Annotated in this window: 12 protein-coding genes and 2 rRNA genes; 3 read left to right on the top strand and 11 right to left on the bottom strand. The window is 68.6% G+C overall.

The annotated features are described in order from the left end of the window. Positions 1–279: 279 nt before the first annotated feature. Positions 280–3087 (bottom strand): preprotein translocase subunit SecA, encoded by a 2808-nt coding sequence (secA, locus tag CRV15_RS17985; protein ID WP_003958029.1) that lies wholly within the window; start codon positions 3085–3087, stop codon positions 280–282. Positions 3088–3324: 237 nt separating this feature from the next. Here secA and CRV15_RS17980 point away from each other — a divergent pair, with 237 nt between their 5' ends. Then, complete coding sequence (locus tag CRV15_RS17980) at positions 3325–3975, top strand: GNAT family N-acetyltransferase (protein ID WP_003958030.1); 651 nt, start codon at positions 3325–3327, stop codon at positions 3973–3975. 10 nt (positions 3976–3985) lie between these two features. Further along, positions 3986–5149, top strand: coding sequence for a winged helix-turn-helix domain-containing protein (locus CRV15_RS17975; protein WP_009996342.1), 1164 nt, complete (start codon positions 3986–3988; stop codon positions 5147–5149). Positions 5150–5227: 78 nt separating this feature from the next. Here the strand turns inward: CRV15_RS17975 and CRV15_RS17970 are convergent, their stop codons facing one another. From CRV15_RS17970 to mtnA, 7 genes are all read right to left on the bottom strand, one after another. Beyond that, complete coding sequence (locus tag CRV15_RS17970) at positions 5228–5980, bottom strand: response regulator (RefSeq protein WP_009996343.1); 753 nt, start codon at positions 5978–5980, stop codon at positions 5228–5230. A 224-nt stretch (positions 5981–6204) separates the two neighbouring features. Further along, positions 6205–6897, bottom strand: a complete 693-nt coding sequence (hpf, locus tag CRV15_RS17965) for a ribosome hibernation-promoting factor, HPF/YfiA family (RefSeq protein WP_029182941.1) — start codon at positions 6895–6897, stop codon at positions 6205–6207. Between the two features lie 363 nt (positions 6898–7260). Continuing rightward, positions 7261–7974 carry a ComF family protein gene (locus tag CRV15_RS17960; RefSeq protein WP_009996345.1) on the bottom strand — a complete coding sequence of 238 codons (714 nt, stop codon included), beginning with the start codon at positions 7972–7974 and terminating at the stop codon, positions 7261–7263. A gap of 324 nt (positions 7975–8298) precedes the next feature. Then, positions 8299–10173 (bottom strand): LpqB family beta-propeller domain-containing protein, encoded by a 1875-nt coding sequence (locus CRV15_RS17955; RefSeq protein WP_009996347.1) that lies wholly within the window; start codon positions 10171–10173, stop codon positions 8299–8301. Further along, positions 10163–12085, bottom strand: a complete 1923-nt coding sequence (gene mtrB / locus CRV15_RS17950; protein ID WP_003958036.1) for an MtrAB system histidine kinase MtrB — start codon at positions 12083–12085, stop codon at positions 10163–10165. The genes CRV15_RS17955 and mtrB overlap by 11 nt, the downstream gene beginning before the upstream one ends. 149 nt (positions 12086–12234) lie before the next feature. After that, complete coding sequence (gene mtrA / locus CRV15_RS17945; protein ID WP_003958037.1) at positions 12235–12924, bottom strand: two-component system response regulator MtrA; 690 nt, start codon at positions 12922–12924, stop codon at positions 12235–12237. A gap of 228 nt (positions 12925–13152) precedes the next feature. Then, positions 13153–14304, bottom strand: a complete 1152-nt coding sequence (gene mtnA / locus CRV15_RS17940) for an S-methyl-5-thioribose-1-phosphate isomerase (RefSeq protein WP_003960669.1) — start codon at positions 14302–14304, stop codon at positions 13153–13155. 179 nt (positions 14305–14483) lie between these two features. Here mtnA and CRV15_RS17935 point away from each other — a divergent pair, with 179 nt between their 5' ends. Further along, entirely contained in the window at positions 14484–15677 is a 1194-nt protein-coding gene (locus CRV15_RS17935) for a DUF7847 domain-containing protein (protein WP_009996351.1), read from the top strand. 81 nt (positions 15678–15758) lie between these two features. On the opposite strand, the gene CRV15_RS17930 is transcribed toward CRV15_RS17935, so the two are convergent. The 3 genes from CRV15_RS17930 to CRV15_RS17920 all read right to left on the bottom strand — a co-directional run bounded on the left by CRV15_RS17930 (position 15759) and on the right by CRV15_RS17920 (position 20747). Beyond that, positions 15759–17042, bottom strand: coding sequence for an IS30 family transposase (locus tag CRV15_RS17930; protein ID WP_003960671.1), 1284 nt, complete (start codon positions 17040–17042; stop codon positions 15759–15761). Between the two features lie 387 nt (positions 17043–17429). Beyond that, positions 17430–17546: ribosomal RNA gene (rrf, locus tag CRV15_RS17925) — 5S ribosomal RNA — on the bottom strand. Between the two features lie 75 nt (positions 17547–17621). Further along, positions 17622–20747 (bottom strand): 23S ribosomal RNA (locus CRV15_RS17920). Between the last annotated feature and the right edge of the window lie 22 nt (positions 20748–20769).

Raw genomic sequence — 20769 nt, 5'->3', positions numbered from 1 at the left:
GGACGTGCCCACGGTCCGGGCCGGGGCTCCCGTACCCGGGCGGGGACATACCCCCAGGCCGGACCGGGACGCACTCCGCCCGGGCAGGGCACAGCCTCGGGCGGACACGCCCGGCCGCGCCGGGGCAGCGGTGCGGGCACCCCTGCCGATGCCCCGGCGCGGCCAAAAACGGCAGGGCCCGAAAACGGCAGGGGCCGGACCCCGAAGGAGTCCGGCCCCTGCCACCGCCGTTCGCGCGGGGCGGGACCTCACGGCCCCGCTCCGCGCGAGCACCGCGGGTTACTTCTTGCGGCGGCGACCGCCGCCCTTCTGCGCCTTGCGCCGCTCGGCGCGGGTCATCCCGTCCGCAGCGGAGCGGGCGGGCCCGCCCTCGGTCTCGAAGTCGCCCTCGACGACCCCGCCCTCACCGTCGACGGTGGGCGCGGAGAAGTGCAGCCGGTCCGGGCGCTGCGGAGCCTCCAGGCCCTTGGCCCGGATCTCGGGACGCGCCGCCGGAACGGTGTCCTTCTTCTCCAGGGAGGGCGCGGCCTCGTCCACCGGGACCTCCTCGACCTGCTGCTCCACCTGGACCTCCAGGTTGAACAGATAGCCGACGGACTCCTCCTTGATGCCGTCCATCATCGCGGTGAACATGTCGAAGCCCTCACGCTGGTACTCCACCAGCGGGTCCTTCTGCGCCATCGCGCGCAGACCGATGCCCTCCTGGAGGTAGTCCATCTCGTACAGGTGCTCACGCCACTTGCGGTCCAGTACCGACAGGACCACACGCCGCTCCAGCTCCCGCATGATGTCCGAGCCCAGCTGCTTCTCCCGCGCCTCGTACTGCGCGTGGATGTCGTCCTTGACGGACTCGGCGATGAACTCCGCGGTGATCCCCGCGCGGTCGCCGGTCGCCTCCTCCAGCTCCTCGATGGCCGTCTTCACCGGGTAGAGCTGCTTGAAGGCGCCCCACAGCCGGTCGAGGTCCCACTCCTCGGCGAAGCCCTCGACGGTCTCGGCCTGGATATAGGCGTCGATGGTGTCGTCCATGAAGTGCTGGATCTGCTCGTGCAGGTCCTCGCCCTCCAGCACCCGGCGGCGCTCGGCGTAGATCACCTTGCGCTGGCGGTTGAGGACGTCGTCGTACTTGAGGACGTTCTTCCGGGTCTCGAAGTTCTGCTGCTCGACCTGGGACTGCGCGGAGGCGATCGCCCGCGTCACCATCTTGTTCTCGATGGGGACGTCGTCCGGCACATTCGCCATGGCCATCACCCGCTCGACCATCTGCGCCTTGAACAGCCGCATCAGGTCGTCGCCGAGCGAGAGGTAGAAGCGGGACTCACCCGGGTCGCCCTGACGGCCGGAACGGCCGCGGAGCTGGTTGTCGATCCGGCGGGACTCGTGCCGCTCGGTGCCGAGGACATAGAGCCCGCCGAGGGACTTGACCTCCTCGAACTCCGCCTTCACCGCCTGCTCGGCCTTCTCCAGGGCGGCAGGCAGCGCGGCGGCCCACTCCTCCACATGGTCCACCGGGTCCAGGCCGCGCTGGCGCAGCTCCGCCTCGGCGAGGTCGTCCGGGTTGCCGCCGAGCTTGATGTCGGTACCACGGCCGGCCATGTTGGTGGCGACCGTCACAGCGCCCTTGCGGCCCGCCTGGGCGACGATGACCGCCTCCCGGTCGTGCTGCTTGGCGTTGAGCACCTCGTGCTGGACGCCGCGCTTGCTGAGCTGCTGCGACAGATACTCCGACTTCTCGACGGAGGTGGTGCCGACGAGGACCGGCTGGCCCTTCTCGTGCTTCTCGGCGATGTCGTCGACCACGGCCGCGAACTTGGCGACCTCGGTGCGGTAGATCAGGTCGGACTGGTCCTTGCGGACCATCGGCCGGTTCGTCGGGATCGGCACGACGCCCAGCTTGTAGATCTGGTGGAACTCGGCGGCCTCGGTCATGGCCGTACCGGTCATTCCGGACAGCTTGTCGTAGAGGAGGAAGAAGTTCTGGAGGGTGATCGTGGCGAGCGTCTGGTTCTCGTCCTTGATGTCCACCCCTTCCTTCGCCTCGATCGCCTGGTGCATGCCCTCGTTGTAGCGGCGGCCGGCCAGGATACGGCCGGTGTGCTCGTCGACGATCATGACTTCGCCGTCGATGACGACGTAGTCCTTGTCCTTCTTGAAGAGTTCCTTCGCCTTGATGGCGTTGTTGAGGTAGCCCACGAGCGGGGTGTTCACCGACTCGTAGAGGTTGTCGATGCCGAGCCAGTCCTCGACCTTGGCGACACCGGCCTCATGGATGCCGACGGTCCGCTTCTTCTCGTCGACCTCGTAGTCGCCGGTCTCCTCGATGCCCTTGAGGTGGTTGCCCGGCTCGCCCCGGGTCAGCCGCTTGACCAGCTTGGCGAAGTCGCCGTACCACTTCGTCGCCTGGTCGGCGGGGCCGGAGATGATCAGCGGCGTACGGGCCTCGTCGACGAGGATCGAGTCGACCTCGTCCACCACGGCGAAATTGTGGCCGCGCTGGACCAGCTCCTCCTGCGACCACGCCATGTTGTCGCGCAGGTAGTCGAAGCCGAACTCGTTGTTGGTGCCGTAGGTGATGTCGCACCCGTACTGCTCACGGCGCTGCGCCGGCGTCATGTTCGCCAGGATGCAGCCGACGGAGAGGCCGAGGAACTTGTGGACGCGGCCCATCACCTCGGAGTCGCGCTGGGCCAGGTAGTCGTTCACCGTGATCAGGTGGACGCCCTTGCCGGAGAGCGCGTTGAGGTATGTGGGCAGGGTGCCGACGAGGGTCTTGCCCTCACCGGTCTTCATCTCGGCGACATAGCCGAGGTGCAGCGCGGCGCCACCCATGATCTGGACGTCGTAGGGACGCTGGCCGAGAACACGCTTGGCGGCCTCACGGACGGTGGCGAACGCCTCCGGGAGCAGGTCGTCGAGGGTGGCCCCCTCGGCCAGGCGCTCCCGGTACTCCTCCGTGAGCGCCCGCAACTCGGCGTCGGAGAGGCTGACGAAGTCCTCTTCGATGGAGTTGACCTGGTCCGCGATGCGGTGCAGTTTGCGCAGGATCTTGCCTTCGCCTGCACGCATGAGCTTGTTGAAGACGGACACTGAGGCTGGTCTCCTTGCCGATCGGGCCTGGCTGGGTCGTGATGGACACTGGCGCGGGCACGGCAGGCGGGCCCCACCGCAACGGCCATCGTAAGCGAGGACCCCCGCGAGCCGGGAGGTCCGCTCCCGGCCGGGCTCGCCGCCACCCGTTCTGGAGAACGCCCGGAGCCGCCGGAAGGTGCCGCCGCGACGCGAAAAGTGCTCGCACGGCCCCCGGCTCCCCCGCAGAATCCGTTCATGGAGCCGATCACTCTGACCACCGACCGCTTTCTGCTGCGGCCCTTCATCCCCGACGACGCGGAAGCCGTCTGTCGAATTTGTCAGGACCCCGACATTCAGCGCTGGACGACGGTGCCCTCGCCCTACCTCCGCGAGCACGCCGAGGAATTCACCGGGCACACCGTCCCCGAGGGCTGGCACAACGGGACGATGTACACCTTCGCGGTCCTGCCGCGCGAGGGCGGCCCGCTGATGGCCTCGGTCTCGGTCACGCTGCGTACCTACTCCGGCACCTGGGAAATCGGTTTCTGGACCGCCGCGGAGTTCCGCGGGCGCGGGATCATGACCGAGGTCGTGGGCGCCCTCGCGCACTGGGCCTTCACCCGGCTCCGCGCCACCCGGCTGGAGTGGCGGGCCGAGGTCGGGAACACGGCCTCACGGGCCGTCGCCGGGAAGGCGGGCTTCACCATGGAGGGCACGCTGCGGGCCGCGCTCCTGAACAACGGCACCCTGCGGGACACCTGGGTGGCCTCGATACTCCCCGCCGATCTCGGCCTGACCAGCGACTACGCCCATCTCCCCGCGTCTGTCGCCGCACCCGCCGAGTCCCGGGACAAGCACGGGAGGCCCGGTACGGGGCCCGGCCGGGATGTCAGTGCCGCCGTCTAAGGTGCGGATCATGACGACGCTGCCGCCTCCCGCCGCCGAACTCTCCGCCGACGAGGCCCGCCGGATCGCGCTGCGGGCCCAGGGGTTCCTGGGCGCGCCGGACCGCAGGGCGGGGGTGCGCGGCGTGCTGCGGCACCTGGGTGCCGTCCAGCTCGACACGATCTCGGTCCTGGCCCGCTCCCACGAGCTGATCCCGTACGCCCGGCTGGGCGCCGTGGGCCGCGGAAACGTCGAGGACGCCTACTGGACCGGGGGCCACAGCTTCGAGTACTGGTCGCACGCGGCGTGCATCCTCCCCGTCGAGGAGTGGCCGCACTTCGCCTTCCGCCGCCGCGCCTACCGCACCCGCCCGCAGTGGCACCACGACCTGCCGGACGGCGTGTACGACGAGGTGATCGCCCAGCTCCGCGCCGAGGGCCCGCTCACCGCGACCCAACTGGGCGGCGCGAAGAACGGCGGGGAGTGGTGGGACTGGTCCGCCACCAAGATCGCTGTCGAACGGGCGCTGATGTTCGGCGAGGTGGTCTGTGTCGAGCGCCGGGGCTGGAAGCGGGTGTACGACCTCGCCGAGCGGGCCGTCCCCGCGGCGCTGCTCCACGACGAACCGGACGACCAGGAGTGTCTGCGGCGGCTGGTGCGGCTGGCCGGGGAGGCGCTCGGCGTCGGCACCCGCGCCGACATCGCGGACTACCACCGGATCAGGGGGGAGCAGTTCGACGCGGTCGTGGCGGGCTCCGGACTGGTGCCGGTCGCCGTCGAGGGCTGGGGCAAGCCCGCGTGGGCGGACCCCCGGGCGCTGGAGAGCGTGCCGCGCGGCCGTCATCGCACGGCGCTGCTCTCCCCGTTCGACTCACTGATCTGGGAGCGGGCACGGACCGAGCGGATCTTCGGCTTCACCCACCGGCTGGAGGCGTACGTCCCCAAGCCGAAGCGGATACACGGCTACTTCGCGATGCCCCTGCTGTCCGGCGGCCGGCTGCTGGGCCGGGTGGACCCGGCCCGCGAGGGCACCACCCTCGTGGCCCGGCAGGTCTCGCTGGACACCCCCACGGCGGTGGCCCCCATGGCCCGGGCGCTGCGGGAGGCGGCGGAGTGGGTCGGCTGCGACACGGTACGGATCGAGCGCGTCGACCCGCCCGCCCTGGCGGGGCCTCTCGCCGCCGCCCTCTCCTGACCGGCCGATCCGGCGCGGGGCCCGGTCCCGGGTCCCGCCCGGCGCGGGGCCGTGCCGCCGCCGGATCTCCAGGAGCCGCTACCGGATCTCCAGGATCTTCTCCCGCATCGCGTAGACCACGGCCTCCATCCGGGAGTGCAGTTGCAGCTTCTCCAGGATGTTGCGGACGTGGTTCTTCACGGTGTTCTCGGAGATGAACAATTCCTTCGCGATATCGCGGTTGTTCATCCCGGTGGCGACCAGCTTGAGAACCTCCAGCTCGCGGTCGGTGAGCCGGGGCGCGGGGACGAGCCGCCGCTCGTCGGTGCGCTGGATCATGGATTTGAACTCGGTGAGCAGTTTGGACGCCATGGAGGGGCTGATCTGCGACTGCCCGTCGGCCACCGCGCGGATCGCCGTGGCCACCTCGTCGGTCGAGATCTCCTTGAGCAGATAGCCGGTGGCCCCCGCCTTGATCGCGTCGTAGAGGTCGGCCTCCTCGTCGCTGATCGTCAGCATGATGATCTTCGCGCTGGGGGCGACCTCCTTGATGGAGGTGCAGGCTTCGATGCCGCCCCGGCGGGGCATGCGCACATCCATCAGCACAATGTCCGGCAGCAGGTCGGCGGCCTTGTCCACGGCCTCGGCCCCGTCGCCCGCCTCCCCCACGACCTGGATGTCCTCCTCCTGGGCGAGAACGATCTCCAGCCCTCTGCGGAAGAGCGCGTGGTCGTCCACCACCAGGACCCTGATGGGCTCGGCACGGGAGCCGCCCAGGGCCGTGCCGGCCTCGGCGGCCGGGTCGCGGGCGTCGGCCGTGTCGTCGTGCACCGGCCCGAAGCTGTCCGCCATCGTTCCTCCCCCTGAAGGCATGGGCCTGAAGGGCATGTCATGTTCGCCAACACCCATGCACCCTGCACCGGTTGGCCTGAAGGGTCCATGCTTTCATGCCCGGCCGACCCGCGGGTGATCCCGCGGGTCGCACAGTGGTGCCCCCGAGGGCGCACAGGGCGCTCCGGGGGCACCTCGGTCACGGTTTCACCGGGGCTTCTCGCCGGGTGCGGGAGGCGGCGGGGTCAGCCGCCGAGCGCACCTCCGGCGCCCGCTCCCTCGGCTCCTGCCAGCGGGTCGGTCTCCAGATGGATGACGCCGTAGTCATAGGCGTGCCGCCGGTAGACGACACTGGGCTGCTTCGTCTCGGAGTCGACGAAGAGATAGAAGTCATGCCCGACCAGCTCCATCTCGTAGAGCGCCTGGTCGAGCGTCATCGGCGCCGCGGTGTGGATCTTCTCGCGGACGACCAGGGGCCCCTCGCCCTGCACTTCGAGCGAGCCGATCCTCGTGGTGGGAATGGCCGGGGGCTGCTGTTCCTCGACCACCGGCTGGCCGTTGGCGTTCAGCTCGGCGACCCCGGGGACCACGTCGGCGACCTCCGCCGCCGACAGCCGCCCGTTGCCCCGGCGGGTGTTGCGCTTGTCGTGCTGCTTGCGCAGCCGTGCCTCCAGCTTGCCCGTGGCGAGGTCGAGCGCTGCGTACGGATCGCCGGCCGCGGCCTCCGCCCGGATCACCGGGCCCCTGGAGTGGAGTGTGATCTCCACGCGGTCGGAACGGTCTGCCTGCCGCGGGTTGTGTTCCTTGGACACTTCAACGTCCAGGCTGATCACCTTGGCGTCGAGCTTCTGGATCTTGTCCAGCTTCAGCTTCTCGGCCACGTGCTTGCGGAACCGCTCGGGCACCTCGGTCTTGCGGCCCTTGACGACGATGTCCACGCAGAACTCCGTTCCCGGATTGCTCCGCCCGCTCACCGCGCGGAGCGTCTCCCTCTTGCACCAGGCCCCGGTGAGCACCGGAGCCTCGGACTACGCGACTTTCACGTCCTCCTCCCCAGTCGGCAAGATCTCCACCCCACCTGTCTTTCGAGGTTTTCCGCTGCCCCGATTGCCGTGGCCGGAAACACCGCGGTGCATTCGGTGAGGTACGGCATCCCTTTCGCGGATTCCTCACCACCGAACATAGCTCGATCCGCACGGTCTCGGCACCCGCTACCAGCGCGTACCTCCGTTCAGGGCTATTCACTCCCTTACTGGCTCTCCTACTGACTGCAACGTTCCGCCTTCCCCGTCAGTTCCTGTTTATGGGAGGGACATGGGCGGGACTGCGACTACGGCCGCCACACCCCGCCCGGATAGGGAAACACCTTCCGCCCCGGCCGCGCGCAGCGCCCGGGCCGCCTCGGTCAGCGAGGCGCCCGAGGTCATCAGATCGTCCACCAGCACCGTCCGCGCGCCCGTGAGGAACCGGCCCGCGCCGGGCACGGCGGCGAGGGCTCCGCCGAGGTTCGCGGGCCGCTCGGCGGCCGTGAGGGTGGCCTGGTCCGCCACCTCCCGGCACTGCCTCAGCACCGGCAGGACGCGGACCCGCTCCCCGGCGCGCCGCAGCTCGCCCGCCGCCGCCAGCGCGACCCGCCGTCCCGCGTCGTGCCCGCGCGCCCGCACCGCCCGCCGGGACGAGGGCACGGGCACCAGGAACACCGGGCCCGCCCCGGCGCCGTCCCGGGCGAGGGCCGCGCGCACCGCGCGCGCGAGCACCGCGCCGAGCGGCCCGGCCAGCCCGAGCGCGCCCCGCTCCTTGTGGGCGATGAGGACCGCCCGTACCGCGTCGGTGTAGGCCGCGCACGCGTACACCACCGGCAGTCCCGGCGGCTCCGGGGCCGGTCTCACCCGGCGCGCGGCCCCTTCCTCCAACGTCCGTCCGCACGTCACGCACAGCACCGGCCCAGGGGTGCCGCAGCCCGCGCAGGCGGTCGGCAGCACCAGACCGCGGATCTCCTGCCACCATCCCCGCATGACTCCACTGTGCCTGGGGGAACGGTCCCCCGCCACCCCTGTGGATACCGCTCTGACCTGCGCGTTCACTCAATCGTCGCAGGGTGGCGGGCTGATGCTTCCCCTGCCGTCGGCCCACGGAACCGGACCGGACGAGGCAGCGCGGACAGCCCGGGCCGGGACGGTGCGGTGCACGGCAGGGCGGCACAGGGCGCAGCAGGACAGCAGGACAGCACAGAACAACGCAGGGCAAGGCAGAACCGTGCAGGGCACGGCAGGACGGCACCGTGCGGCGGCAGGGCTCAGCGGAGCAGAGCCGGACGGCAGCGGCCCACGGCCCGGGGCTCAGCCGGGGTAGACCGGCGACGACCCCTCACTGACGACCTTCTGCCAGTTCGCCCCGGACGGAAGCCGCACGATGCCCTCGCCGTCGGAGTGCGCCACCAGAGGCAGCCGCTCGTCGTCGGACGCGGCGACGGCCTCCACATTGTTGAGCCCCGGCAGCACCGAGGCGGCGGAGGTGGAACCGTCGGTCTGGATATAGCGCATCTGCTGCACCTCGCCCGCCTCCTTGCCGACCACCACCAGCCTGCTCGGCCCGGCCCAGGAGACCGCCGTCACCGTCTCCATCTGCGGCGCGGCGGGCCGCAGGGCGGTCACCCTCACCTCCGGGTCGTCGCCGGGGCCCGTGCGCTCGACCCGTCCGATCTGGAGGGTGGTCCGCCCGTCCCGCTCCAGCAGCAGCGCGATCCTGACACCGTCCGCCGACAGCCGGACGGACTCGATCCGGGCGCCGTCCGGCTCCGGGACGATCCGCACCGGCCGGGGCTCACCCGTACCGCCCGCGAAGCGGAGCAGCCCACCGTGGCCGGGGTCCCGGTCGGCGACCCACAGATCACCCAGCCCGTCCCAGCTCGGCGCGGAGAGCCGCTGCTCCGGCCCGGCGCCTTTGCTCCGCACCAGGGGCGGCGGTATCTGCGTCCGCGCGGAGAAGATCGGCGCGACCCGCAGCTCCCGCCCGTCCGCGGAGACCACGGCCGCCGTCTTCTCGTCCCGCGCCACCGCGATCTGGCCCGTCGACTGCTGTTCCCTGCCCAGTGGCCCCAGCACCGGCGACGGTACGCCCTGGCCGTCCCTGGGCAGCACGGCCAGCCGTCCACCGCCGTCGACGATGTACTGATTGCCCGCCCGGGGCCAGAGGTGGTCCGGCGCGTACGCCTCCTCCTGGCCGCTGCTGAAGGCGCACAGCATGCCGCCGTTGGCCCGCTGGAGCTCGACCTGGTCGACCCGGCTGGACGAGAGGTCCTTCAGGGTGAAGAGGATCTGCGCGGCCATCTTGTCGCACTGGGCCCTGCTGACGCCGTTCGCCTTCTCGTTGAGAGGGACCTCCAGCGTGTTCCGGTCGTCGAAGGTGAGGGCCACGCCGTCCTTCAGCCGGGTGCCCCGGGGGAAGGACGACTCCACCACCGGCGCCAGCTCCGCCGTCGGCCCGTCGAGCAGCGAGCGCACCGACTGGGTCACGGGGTCCATCAGGGTGGACGGATCGAGCCGCTGGCGGATGAAGACGGGATCGGCCACCACCGTGTTCCGTCCGACGGCGAAGTAGTACTTGTTGACGGGGCGGTAGTTGCGCTGGAAGTCGGAAGCGCCGAGCACCAGCCCCGGCGGCAACTGGTCGATACGCCACTCCAGGGCGTCCGACCCGTCCTGCGACTTGCGCTGGGACAGATGGATCGTCCTGCTGTAGTCGGCGGGCGTGAACGCCTCGTAGGCGAGCTGCGAGTCCACCTGGGCGATCTTCCTGCCGTGCAGCGGGAAGTCCATGCCCGGATTGCTCGAACCGCCCTCGCGCGCCTGCCCGGTCTCGGGGGCCTCGGCCAGCACCGTCGTCCCCGCCTCCGGCTGCCACTTGTCCGACACCTCGGGCGCCAGATACTCGCGAGCCGTGGCGAAGTCGGCGTCGTCGCTGGTCATCGCCTCCAGGAAGCCCTCGACGACCTGGAGCGGCGTCGCTCCCTTCCGCGGCGGCACGGCCTCCACCCGGACCTGGGAGTCGGTTCGCGGGGACGCCTTGACCGCGCGGATCTCACCGCTGTCGGGCATGGACGCGCAACCCGCGAGCAGCAGCAGACCGCAGCCCGCCGACAGCGCCACGAGCCGCCGGACCGGGCCACCCCCACGGGTGCCGGTCCCGGCCCCGCCCCGGGAATCAGTTCCCACGCGTCCTGTCCTCCCCCTCCAGCGGCACCCGGACCACGGAACCCTCCTGCCGCTCCACCGGGCGCGCCACCACCCGGGCACCGCTGCCCGGCAGCGCCGCCGGATCGACCCCCGAGGGCGCCGCGAGAGGCGGCACCGGCAGCGGCGAACGCCCCGGCACCGGTTGAACGGGCACGGTGGCCAGCAAGTGCCCGGAGAGCTTCGTTCCGGCCGATCCGGCCCGGGTCCGCTCCCGGTTCTGCCGCGAGTCCTCCGGCTCCAGGGGTATCGGGGAGCCCCGCAGCGGCTCGTCGGCCGTCCGCGGCAGCGTCAGCCGGAACTGCGAACCGCCGCCCGGCTCGCCCCACGCCTGGAGCCAGCCCCCGTGCAGCCGGGCGTCCTCGACCGCGATGGACAGCCCCAGCCCGGTGCCGCCCGTGGTGCGCGCCCGCGCCGGGTCGGCCCGCCAGAAACGGTTGAAGACCCGGGTGGCCTCACCCGGCTTCAGCCCGACGCCGTAGTCGCGCACCGCGACCGCGACGGCTCCGCCCGCGGCGGCCAGCCGGACCACCACATCCCGGCCCTCCCCGTGCTCCACCGCGTTGACCACCAGATTCCGCAGCACCCGCTCGACCCGGCGGGCATCCGCCTCGGCCACCACCGGCTGCTCGTCACCGGCCACCCGTATCCGGGTGCCCTTGCGCTCCGCCAGCGGCTCGGCACCGCCGATCACCCGCCGGACCACCTCGCGCAGATCTATCGCCTCGGCCTCCAGCGCCGCGGCTCCCGCGTCGAAACGGCTGATCTCCAGCAGGTCCGAGAGCAGCGACTCGAAACGGTCGAGCTGGTCGCCCAGCAGCTCCGCCGAGCGCGCCGTCACCGGATCGAAGTCGACCCGCGCCTCATGGATGACGTCCGCCGCCATCCGTACGGTCGTCAACGGCGTCCGCAGCTCGTGGGAGACGTCCGAGACGAACCGCCGCTGCATCCGCGACAGCTCCTCCAGTTGCTGGATCTTCAGCTGGAGGCTCTGCGCCATCTTGTTGAACGCCTCACCCAGCCGGGCGATGTCGTCCTCGCCGGTGACCTTCATCCGCTCCTGGAGCCGCCCCGCCGACAGCCGCTCGGCGATCCCCGCCGCCATCCGCACCGGCGTGACGATCTGCCGCACCACCACCCAGGCGATGGCCCCCAACAGCACCACGAGAAACAGCCCGGCCGTGGCGAGGGTGCCGCGGACCAGATTGAGCGACTGCTGTTCCTCCGACAGCGGGAAGAGGTAGTACAGCTCGTACGGATTGCCGTCGGCGTCGTTGAGCCGGGTCCCGACGACCAGCCCGGGCTCGGACGCGTGCCCACCACCGCGATAGGTGATCTCGGTGAACGTGAGCTGCGCGCCCTGGTTCTCCGCCACCCGGGCCCGCAGGGCCTCGGGGACGGACGCGACGTCCACACCGCCCGACGTACGCGGCCCCCGGTTGGGGCCGGTGCCCTCGGGGTCGGCGCTCAGCGCCACCACATTGAAGGTCCCCTGGCCGCCGCCCACGAGCTGCTCCAGCAGATCCGTGCGCCAGGAGCCGGCCGCGGCGGACGGGTCGTCCGTCGCCGCGCCGTCCCGCCCCCGGGACTCCACCGGCTCGCTGGCGAGCTGCCTGGCGACCGCGAACCCCGCGACGGCCTGGCTCTCCACCGCCTGCTTCTTGGCGTCGACCAGTCCGTTGCGCACCTGGCCGACGACCACGAAACCGAGCACCACCACTACGCCGAGTGACATCAGCAGCGTGGTGACCACGATCCGGAGCTGAATGTTCCGACGCCACAGCCGCACCGCGGGCAGCAGCGGACGGCGCAGCGACCGCCGCAGCAGCCTCAGCGCGAGACGTCCCAGCCCGCGGTCGCGGCACGGCCGCCCGCCCCTCAGCAGACGTCCCACCCGTCCCTGGCCGGAGCCCCGCCCCCGACACAGGCTCGTACCCGGGGGAGAACCCCCGGCCCGGCACGGGTCCATGCCCGAGCCCGGCGGCCCGCCCCCGTTCGGCCCCCGAAACCCCGGGCCCTGGAGCAGCACCGCCGCGGGGCATCTCAGCTCGGTCCGGCCTTGTAACCGACACCACGGACGGTCACGACGATCTCAGGGCGCTCCGGGTCCTTCTCGACCTTGGAGCGCAGCCGCTGGACATGCACGTTGACCAGCCGCGTATCAGCCGCGTGCCGGTACCCCCACACCTGCTCCAGCAGCACCTCACGGGTGAAGACCTGCCACGGCTTGCGCGCCAGCGCGACCAGCAGATCGAACTCCAGCGGCGTCAGCGCGATGGACTGCCCGTCCCGCTTCACCGAGTGCCCGGCCACATCGATGACCAGGTCCCCGATCGTGAGCTGCTCCGGGGCCGGCTCCTCCGACCTCCGCAGCCGCGCCCGGATACGGGCCACCAGTTCCTTCGGCTTGAACGGCTTGATGATGTAGTCGTCGGCGCCCGACTCCAGGCCGACGACGACATCCACGGTGTCGCTCTTGGCCGTGAGCATCACGATGGGCACGCCGGACTCGGCCCGGATCAGCCTGCACACCTCGATGCCGTCCCGTCCGGGCAGCATCAGATCGAGCAACACAAGATCCGGCTTGGCCTCGCGGAACGCTGCGAGCGCCTTGTCGCCGTCCGCCACGAACGACGGCTCGAAACCCTCGCCACGCAGCACAATTCCGAGCATCTCGGCCAATGCGGTGTCGTCATCGACGACAAGGACTCGTCCCTTCATAATCGACATCATCCCATTTCCACATCGGCGACTGAGGTGCAGGTGAGATAGGTCACTGCGCGCCCTGCCGACCGGCGGCGGCCATCGCCGCACGCCAGACTCCATGGACCGTCGATCGCAGTGACGGAAGTCAGACGCTACCGGCTGCGGGGGCTCGGGAACCAGGGTCCCTACCCGCTCACCAGTGCGCTGTTTCCCCTCCCGTCACTCAGGGACGACCGCCCGACACCACGGGCCCGCTCAGCCCGACACCACCCGCCGCGCCTTCGCACACACCTCGGTGACCCCCTCCCGCGTCACCGGGGAGAGCACCCCCTCCTCGGTCACGATCGCCGTCACCAGCTCGGGCGGCGTGACATCGAAGGCCGGGTTGTACGCCTGCGTCCCCAGCGGAGCCGTCCGCCGCCCCCCGAAGGACGGCCCGTCCTGCCCCGCCGCCGATACGAGCACCGGGGCCGCCAGCTCGGTCACCTCGTCCGCCGACCGCTGCTCCACCACGATCGACGCACCGTCCGGGGTGCCCGGATCGATCGTCGTCGTGGGCGCGACCACCACAAAGGGCACCCGGTGGTACTTCGCCAACACCGCCAGCGGATAGCTGCCCACCTTGTTCGCCACGGCCCCGTCCGCCGCGATCCGGTCCGCGCCGATCAGCACCGCGTCCACCTCGCCCGCCGCGAACAGCGAACCCGCCGCGTTGTCCGTGAGCAACGTGTACGGAAGACCGTTGCGCGCCGCCTCGTACGCGGTCAGCCGGGCTCCCTGCAACAGCGGCCGGGTCTCATCCACCCACAGCCGCCGCAGCCGCCCCGCCCGATGCGCGCTCAGCGCCACCGCGAACGCGGTCCCCTCACCGCCCGAGACCAGCGCCCCCGTATTGCAGTGGGTGAGAACGCGATGCCCGCCACCGGGGAACAGCCCGTCCAGGAAGGCGAGCCCATGGGCCGCCATCCGCGCGCTGGCCTCCGCGTCCTGCCGGTGCAACTCCTTCGCCGCCATCAGCGCCGCCGCTGCCGCCTCCGCCTCGCCCCGTCCGGCCGCCGCCCGGTAGGCGTCCAGCGCCCGCCGCACCCCGTACCCCAGATTGACCGCCGTGGGCCGCGCCCGTTCCAGCAGCCCGGCCGACTCCTCGACGTCGTACCCCCGCGCCGCGGCCAGCGCCACCCCATAAGCACCCGTGATACCCAGCAGCGGCGCACCACGCACCGCCAGCGACTGGATCGCCCGTACCAGCGCCGGTACGTCCGTACAGACCAGCTCGACCTCGTCGGCGGGCAGCCGGGTCTGATCGAGCAGAACCACCACGGCCCCGTCCGGCGGCTCCTCCCAGCGCAGTACGGGAAGCATGCGCGGACTGTCATCGACCCCATCGCGTGCGTACTGATCAGCCATCCGCCCAGTGTGCCCGGTGATCGCTCCCGGATAAAGGCACAAAGGAGATACGGACACCCATACGCCAAGAGCCGCGTGCGACGATGGCTGGCAGCCTGCCGAACTGACACTCGGGCAGGTGAACAAACCCGCCGGTTCGACCAGGGCCGGCTCCCGGACAACTGATGAGGTGGACCACCGTGAACGACACTCCGGGCTGGGCATCGCCCGGATCGGCCGACGACCGGAACACCAACCCTCCCCGTCCCGCCGAACCCGCCGGTTCCTCTCAGTGGGCGGACAACCAGCCGCCCCCCGCCCCATGGTCCGGCCAGACCGGCGGCCACGGCGCCCCGACCCCGCCTCCCGCCCCCGGCTGGGGCGGCGGCCCCCACCACGGCTGGGGTGTACCCGTCGCCGCCAAGCCGGGCGTGATACCGCTGCGCCCACTCGGCGTCACCGAGATCCTCGAAGGCTCCGTGGCGACCCTGCGCGGCCACTGGCCGACCGTCCTCGGCATCACCTTGACCGTGTCCGTGTTCGCACAGCTCTGCATCACCGCGGCTGATCTCGCCTTCGGGATCGAGCCGGTGAAGCAGTCCGCCGAACCCGGCACGGACGAAGCGCTCCGGGAAGCCTTCGACAGCGCCCGCGTGGCACTCATCAACGCGCTTCCGACCATGTTCATCGGACTCATCGTCACCTTCCTTGTCACAGCGCTGCTCACCATGGTCGTGAGCCGCGCCGTGCTCGGCCGGAAGCTGTCGCTCACGGAAGCCTGGCAGGAGGCACGCCCCCGGCTGCCCCAACTGCTCGGCCTGACCTTCCTGCTGCCGCTCATCGCCGTGGCCATCGCCGCCACGGCGATGGCCCCCGGTCTGCTGCTGGGCGGGAACAGCGGAGCGCTGCTCCTCACCCTGGGCACCCTCGTCGGCATGCCGCTGATGATCTGGGTGATGGTCCGGTTCACGCTCGCCCCGACCGCGCTGATGCTGGAGCGCCAGGGCGTCATGGCCGCGCTGCGCCGCTCGGCCAGGCTTGTGGAGGGGGCCTGGTGGCGGACGTTCGGCATCATGCTGCTCACTATCCTGATCAGCTTTGTGATCCAGTTGATCGTCGGGATACCGTTCATCGCGCTCGGCTATCTGGCCGACAGCGGTGGAATGAGCGACCTCATGGCGGGCCGTACACCTGACAGCTGGCAGTTCCTGCTGGTGACCGGGATCGGCGCGGTCATCGGTTACGCCATCAGCTATCCGCTCTCCGCGGGTGTGACCGCTCTTCTCTACATCGACCAGCGCATCCGCCGTGAGTCGCTCGACCTCGAACTGGCCCGCGTGGCCGACCTCCCGGGCTCCGGCACCCCGTCGCCCACCAGCGGCTTCACAAGCTGATCCGAAAGCCTTCAGACAGCACAGAGGCCCCCTCGCCCAGTAGGCGGATTCTAGGGATCGTTGCAACACGTGGTCGGTTGATCAGGCCGTGAGCAGTTTAGACAGGCGCTCGGCTGGGGTTTCCCAGTCGAGCGTCTTGCGTGGGCGGCGGTTGAGCTGGGCGGCGACGGAGTCAAGGTGTTCGCGGGTGTGGACCGACAGATCGGTTCCCTTGGGGAAGTACTGCCGGAGCAGGCCGTTGGTGTTCTCGTTCGAGCCGCGCTGCCAGGGACTGCCGGGGTTGCAGAAGTAGACCGGGACATCGGTGGCGACGCTGAATGCGTGGTGGCCGGCCATCTCGCTGCCCTGGTCCCAGGTGAGAGAGCGTTTGAGGTGGGGCGGCAGTGTCCGCACGGTCTCGGCCAGGGCATCCCTGACGCTGGCAGCGGTATGGTCGGCGGGCAGGTGGAGGAGCATCACGTAGCGGGTGCTGCGTTCGACGAGTGTGCCGATCGCCGAGCCGTTGTTCTTCCCGATGATGAGATCGCCTTCCCAGTGGCCGGGCACGGCGCGGTCGTCCGCCTCGGCGGGGCGGTCACTGATCATGACCATGGGGTCGGTGAAGCGGGCCTGTCGGCAGTTGGCCTGGCGGTGGGGCCTGCGGCGGGCGCGTCCGGTCCGCAGGGCACCGGCGAGCTCCCGTCGCAGATGGCCGCGCCCTTGGACGTAGAGCGCCTGGTAGACCGTTTCGTGGACCACGTGCATCTCCGGCTGGTCGGGGAACTGTCTGCGCAGAGCGTGACAGATCTGCTCCGGGCTCCACTGCTCGTCCAGACCTCTCTGGACGGCGTCCCGCAGTTCGGAGTTGTGGGTGATCTTCCGTGGTTTCGGGCGAGGACGTCGGGCGTCGGCCCGGGCCTGGGCGGCGAAGGGGCGGTAGTGCCACTGGCCGCGGGTGCCCTCGGTGCGGTTGCGCCGGACCTCCCGGCTGATCGTCGAGGGACTGCGGCCCAGCTCAGCGGCTATCGAGCGGATGGGCGCCTTCTCCCGGAGCCGGTCAGCGATGTGGATGCGCTCGCGCTCCGACAGATAGCGGGACCGCGCCCGCGCGGGCAGGGGCACCCGCTCACGGGGAACGGGTGCCCGCTGGGTGTAGACGCCCTGGCCGGGGACGGCCGTCGTCCGGCTCACCGGCGGTCTGAACCGCTTCGGGTCCCACCGGCCGTTGCGCCACTCACGGCCGGTGCGCGCGTTCACGCCGACCAGCGCGGACGCTTCTTTGCAGCTGTACCCCGCCTTCACGAGCCGGAAGTATTCCTCCCGCTCAGCACGGAGCTTCCTCCGCCCCTGAGCCACAGTCCGCACCTTACGGATCTCGAAGTCCATCACACCCCTTGAACTGGGGTGTTGCAACAACCACTAGAACCTAAGGTACGGGCGAGGGGGCCTTTTCGTCTTCCCTCGTTCTCTCTGCCCCTCTGCCTCTCTTCCCCTCGCCCTTCCCCTGGTTCTCGTCCCCCTCGCGGCCTCTTGCAAGGCTCTGAGGAGGGTGGGCCTACACACGTGAGAAGGCGGGTCCTACGGGTCGCCAGAAGCCCCTGCTTCCCCGGCCACTACCGGGTGCGCCAGCGGGCACGAGGGCGGCAGGAAAGAGGAACGCGGGTTCCGGGGAGGGGTTGGCCTGGCCTGGCATGGCCTGGGAAAGGGCCGGAAAAAGGGTCTGGAAACGCGAAAGGCCCCGCACCATACGGTGCGGGGCCTTCCCCAAAAATTGTTCGGCGGCGTCCTACTCTCCCACAGGGTCCCCCCTGCAGTACCATCGGCGCTGAAAGGCTTAGCTTCCGGGTTCGGAATGTAACCGGGCGTTTCCCTAACGCTATAACCACCGAAACACTATGAAACAATCAACAAACCAGCAATAGGTTGTTCGTGGTTTCAGAACCAACACAGTGGACGCGAGCAACTGAGGACAAGCCCTCGGCCTATTAGTACCAGTCAACTCCACCGGTCACCCGGCTTCCATATCTGGCCTATCAACCCAGTCGTCTACTGGGAGCCTTACCCCATCAAGTGGGTGGGAGTCCTCATCTCGAAGCAGGCTTCCCGCTTAGATGCTTTCAGCGGTTATCCCTCCCGAACGTAGCCAACCAGCCATGCCCTTGGCAGGACAACTGGCACACCAGAGGTTCGTCCGTCCCGGTCCTCTCGTACTAGGGACAGCCCTTCTCAAGACTCCTACGCGCACAGCGGATAGGGACCGAACTGTCTCACGACGTTCTAAACCCAGCTCGCGTACCGCTTTAATGGGCGAACAGCCCAACCCTTGGGACCGACTCCAGCCCCAGGATGCGACGAGCCGACATCGAGGTGCCAAACCATCCCGTCGATATGGACTCTTGGGGAAGATCAGCCTGTTATCCCCGGGGTACCTTTTATCCGTTGAGCGACGGCGCTTCCACAAGCCACCGCCGGATCACTAGTCCCGACTTTCGTCCCTGCTCGACCCGTCGGTCTCACAGTCAAGCTCCCTTGTGCACTTACACTCAACACCTGATTGCCAACCAGGCTGAGGGAACCTTTGGGCGCCTCCGTTACTCTTTAGGAGGCAACCGCCCCAGTTAAACTACCCATCAGACACTGTCCCTGATCCGGATCACGGACCCAGGTTAGACATCCAGCACGACCAGAGTGGTATTTCAACAGCGACTCCACGAACACTGGCGTGCCCGTATCACAGTCTCCCACCTATCCTACACAAGCCGAACCGAACACCAATATCAAACTGTAGTAAAGGTCCCGGGGTCTTTCCGTCCTGCTGCGCGAAACGAGCATCTTTACTCGTAGTGCAATTTCACCGGGCCTATGGTTGAGACAGTCGAGAAGTCGTTACGCCATTCGTGCAGGTCGGAACTTACCCGACAAGGAATTTCGCTACCTTAGGATGGTTATAGTTACCACCGCCGTTTACTGGCGCTTAAGTTCTCAGCTTCGCCAGAACGAATCCTGGCTAACCGGTCCCCTTAACGTTCCAGCACCGGGCAGGCGTCAGTCCGTATACATCGCCTTACGGCTTCGCACGGACCTGTGTTTTTAGTAAACAGTCGCTTCTCGCTGGTCTCTGCGGCCACACCCAGCTCACCAAGCATGTTGGATCACCAGACATGGCCCCCCTTCTCCCGAAGTTACGGGGGCATTTTGCCGAGTTCCTTAACCATAGTTCACCCGAACGCCTCGGTATTCTCTACCTGACCACCTGAGTCGGTTTAGGGTACGGGCCGCCATGAAACTCGCTAGAGGCTTTTCTCGACAGCATAGGATCATCCACTTCACCACAATCGGCTCGGCATCAGGTCTCAGCCTTAATGTGTGACGGATTTGCCTGTCACACGGCCTACACCCTTACCCCGGGACAACCACCGCCCGGGCTGGACTACCTTCCTGCGTCACCCCATCGCTTACCTACTACCACCTCGGGTCGTCGGCTCCACCACTCCCCCTCACTCCGAAGAGATCAAGGGCGGCTTCACGGACTTAGCATCAGAGGATTCGATATTGGGCGTTTCAAAGCGGGTACCGGAATATCAACCGGTTGTCCATCGACTACGCCTGTCGGCCTCGCCTTAGGTCCCGACTTACCCTGGGCAGATCAGCTTGACCCAGGAACCCTTAGTCAATCGGCGCACACGTTTCCCACGTGTGTATCGCTACTCATGCCTGCATTCTCACTCGTGAACCGTCCACCACTGCCTTCCGGCGCGGCTTCACCCGGCACACGACGCTCCCCTACCCAACCCAGCACCCGTTGGGGCTATCTGCTGGATTGACACGACTTCGGCGGTACGCTTGAGCCCCGCTACATTGTCGGCGCGGAATCACTTGACCAGTGAGCTATTACGCACTCTTTCAAGGGTGGCTGCTTCTAAGCCAACCTCCTGGTTGTCTCTGCGACTCCACATCCTTTCCCACTTAGCGTACGCTTAGGGGCCTTAGTCGATGCTCTGGGCTGTTTCCCTCTCGACCATGGAGCTTATCCCCCACAGTCTCACTGCCGCGCTCTCACTTACCGGCATTCGGAGTTTGGCTAAGGTCAGTAACCCGGTAGGGCCCATCGCCTATCCAGTGCTCTACCTCCGGCAAGAAACACACGACGCTGCACCTAAATGCATTTCGGGGAGAACCAGCTATCACGGAGTTTGATTGGCCTTTCACCCCTAACCACAGGTCATCCCCCAGGTTTTCAACCCTGGTGGGTTCGGTCCTCCACGACCTCTTACAGCCGCTTCAACCTGCCCATGGCTAGATCACTCCGCTTCGGGTCTTGAGCGCGCTACTGAATCGCCCTGTTCGGACTCGCTTTCGCTACGGCTTCCCCACACGGGTTAACCTCGCAACACACCGCAAACTCGCAGGCTCATTCTTCAAAAGGCACGCAGTCACGAGGATACGAGTAAACTCGCATCCCGACGCTCCCACGGCTTGTAGGCACACGGTTTCAGGTACTATTTCACTCCGCTCCCGCGGTACTTTTCACCATTCCCTCACGGTACTATCCGCTATCGGTCACCAGGGAATATTTAGGCTTAACGGGTGGTCCCGCCAGATTCACACGGGATTTCTCGGGCCCCGTGCTACTTGGGTATCTCTCAAACAAGCCGCCACAATTTCAGCTACGGGGGTCTTACCCTCTACGCCGGGCCTTTCGCATGCCCTTCGCCTATCATGACGGTTTCTTACTTGTCTCACAGTCGGCAGACTGTGAAAGAGAGATCCCACAACCCCGCATGCGCAACCCCTGCCGGGTATCACACACATACGGTTTGGCCTCATCCGGTTTCGCTCGCCACTACTCCCGGAATCACGGTTGTTTTCTCTTCCTGAGGGTACTGAGATGTTTCACTTCCCCTCGTTCCCTCCACACTGCCTATGTGTTCAGCAGCGGGTGACAGCCCATGACGACTGCCGGGTTTCCCCATTCGGAAACCCCCGGATCAAAGTCTGGTTGACGACTCCCCGGGGACTATCGTGGCCTCCCACGTCCTTCATCGGTTCCTGGTGCCAAGGCATCCACCGTGCGCCCTTAAAAACTTGGCCACAGATGCTCGCGTCCACTGTG

It is taken from the genome of Streptomyces clavuligerus (assembly GCF_005519465.1).
Classification (GTDB): domain Bacteria; phylum Actinomycetota; class Actinomycetes; order Streptomycetales; family Streptomycetaceae; genus Streptomyces; species Streptomyces clavuligerus.
This window is presented reverse-complemented; position numbering and strand designations above follow the sequence as displayed.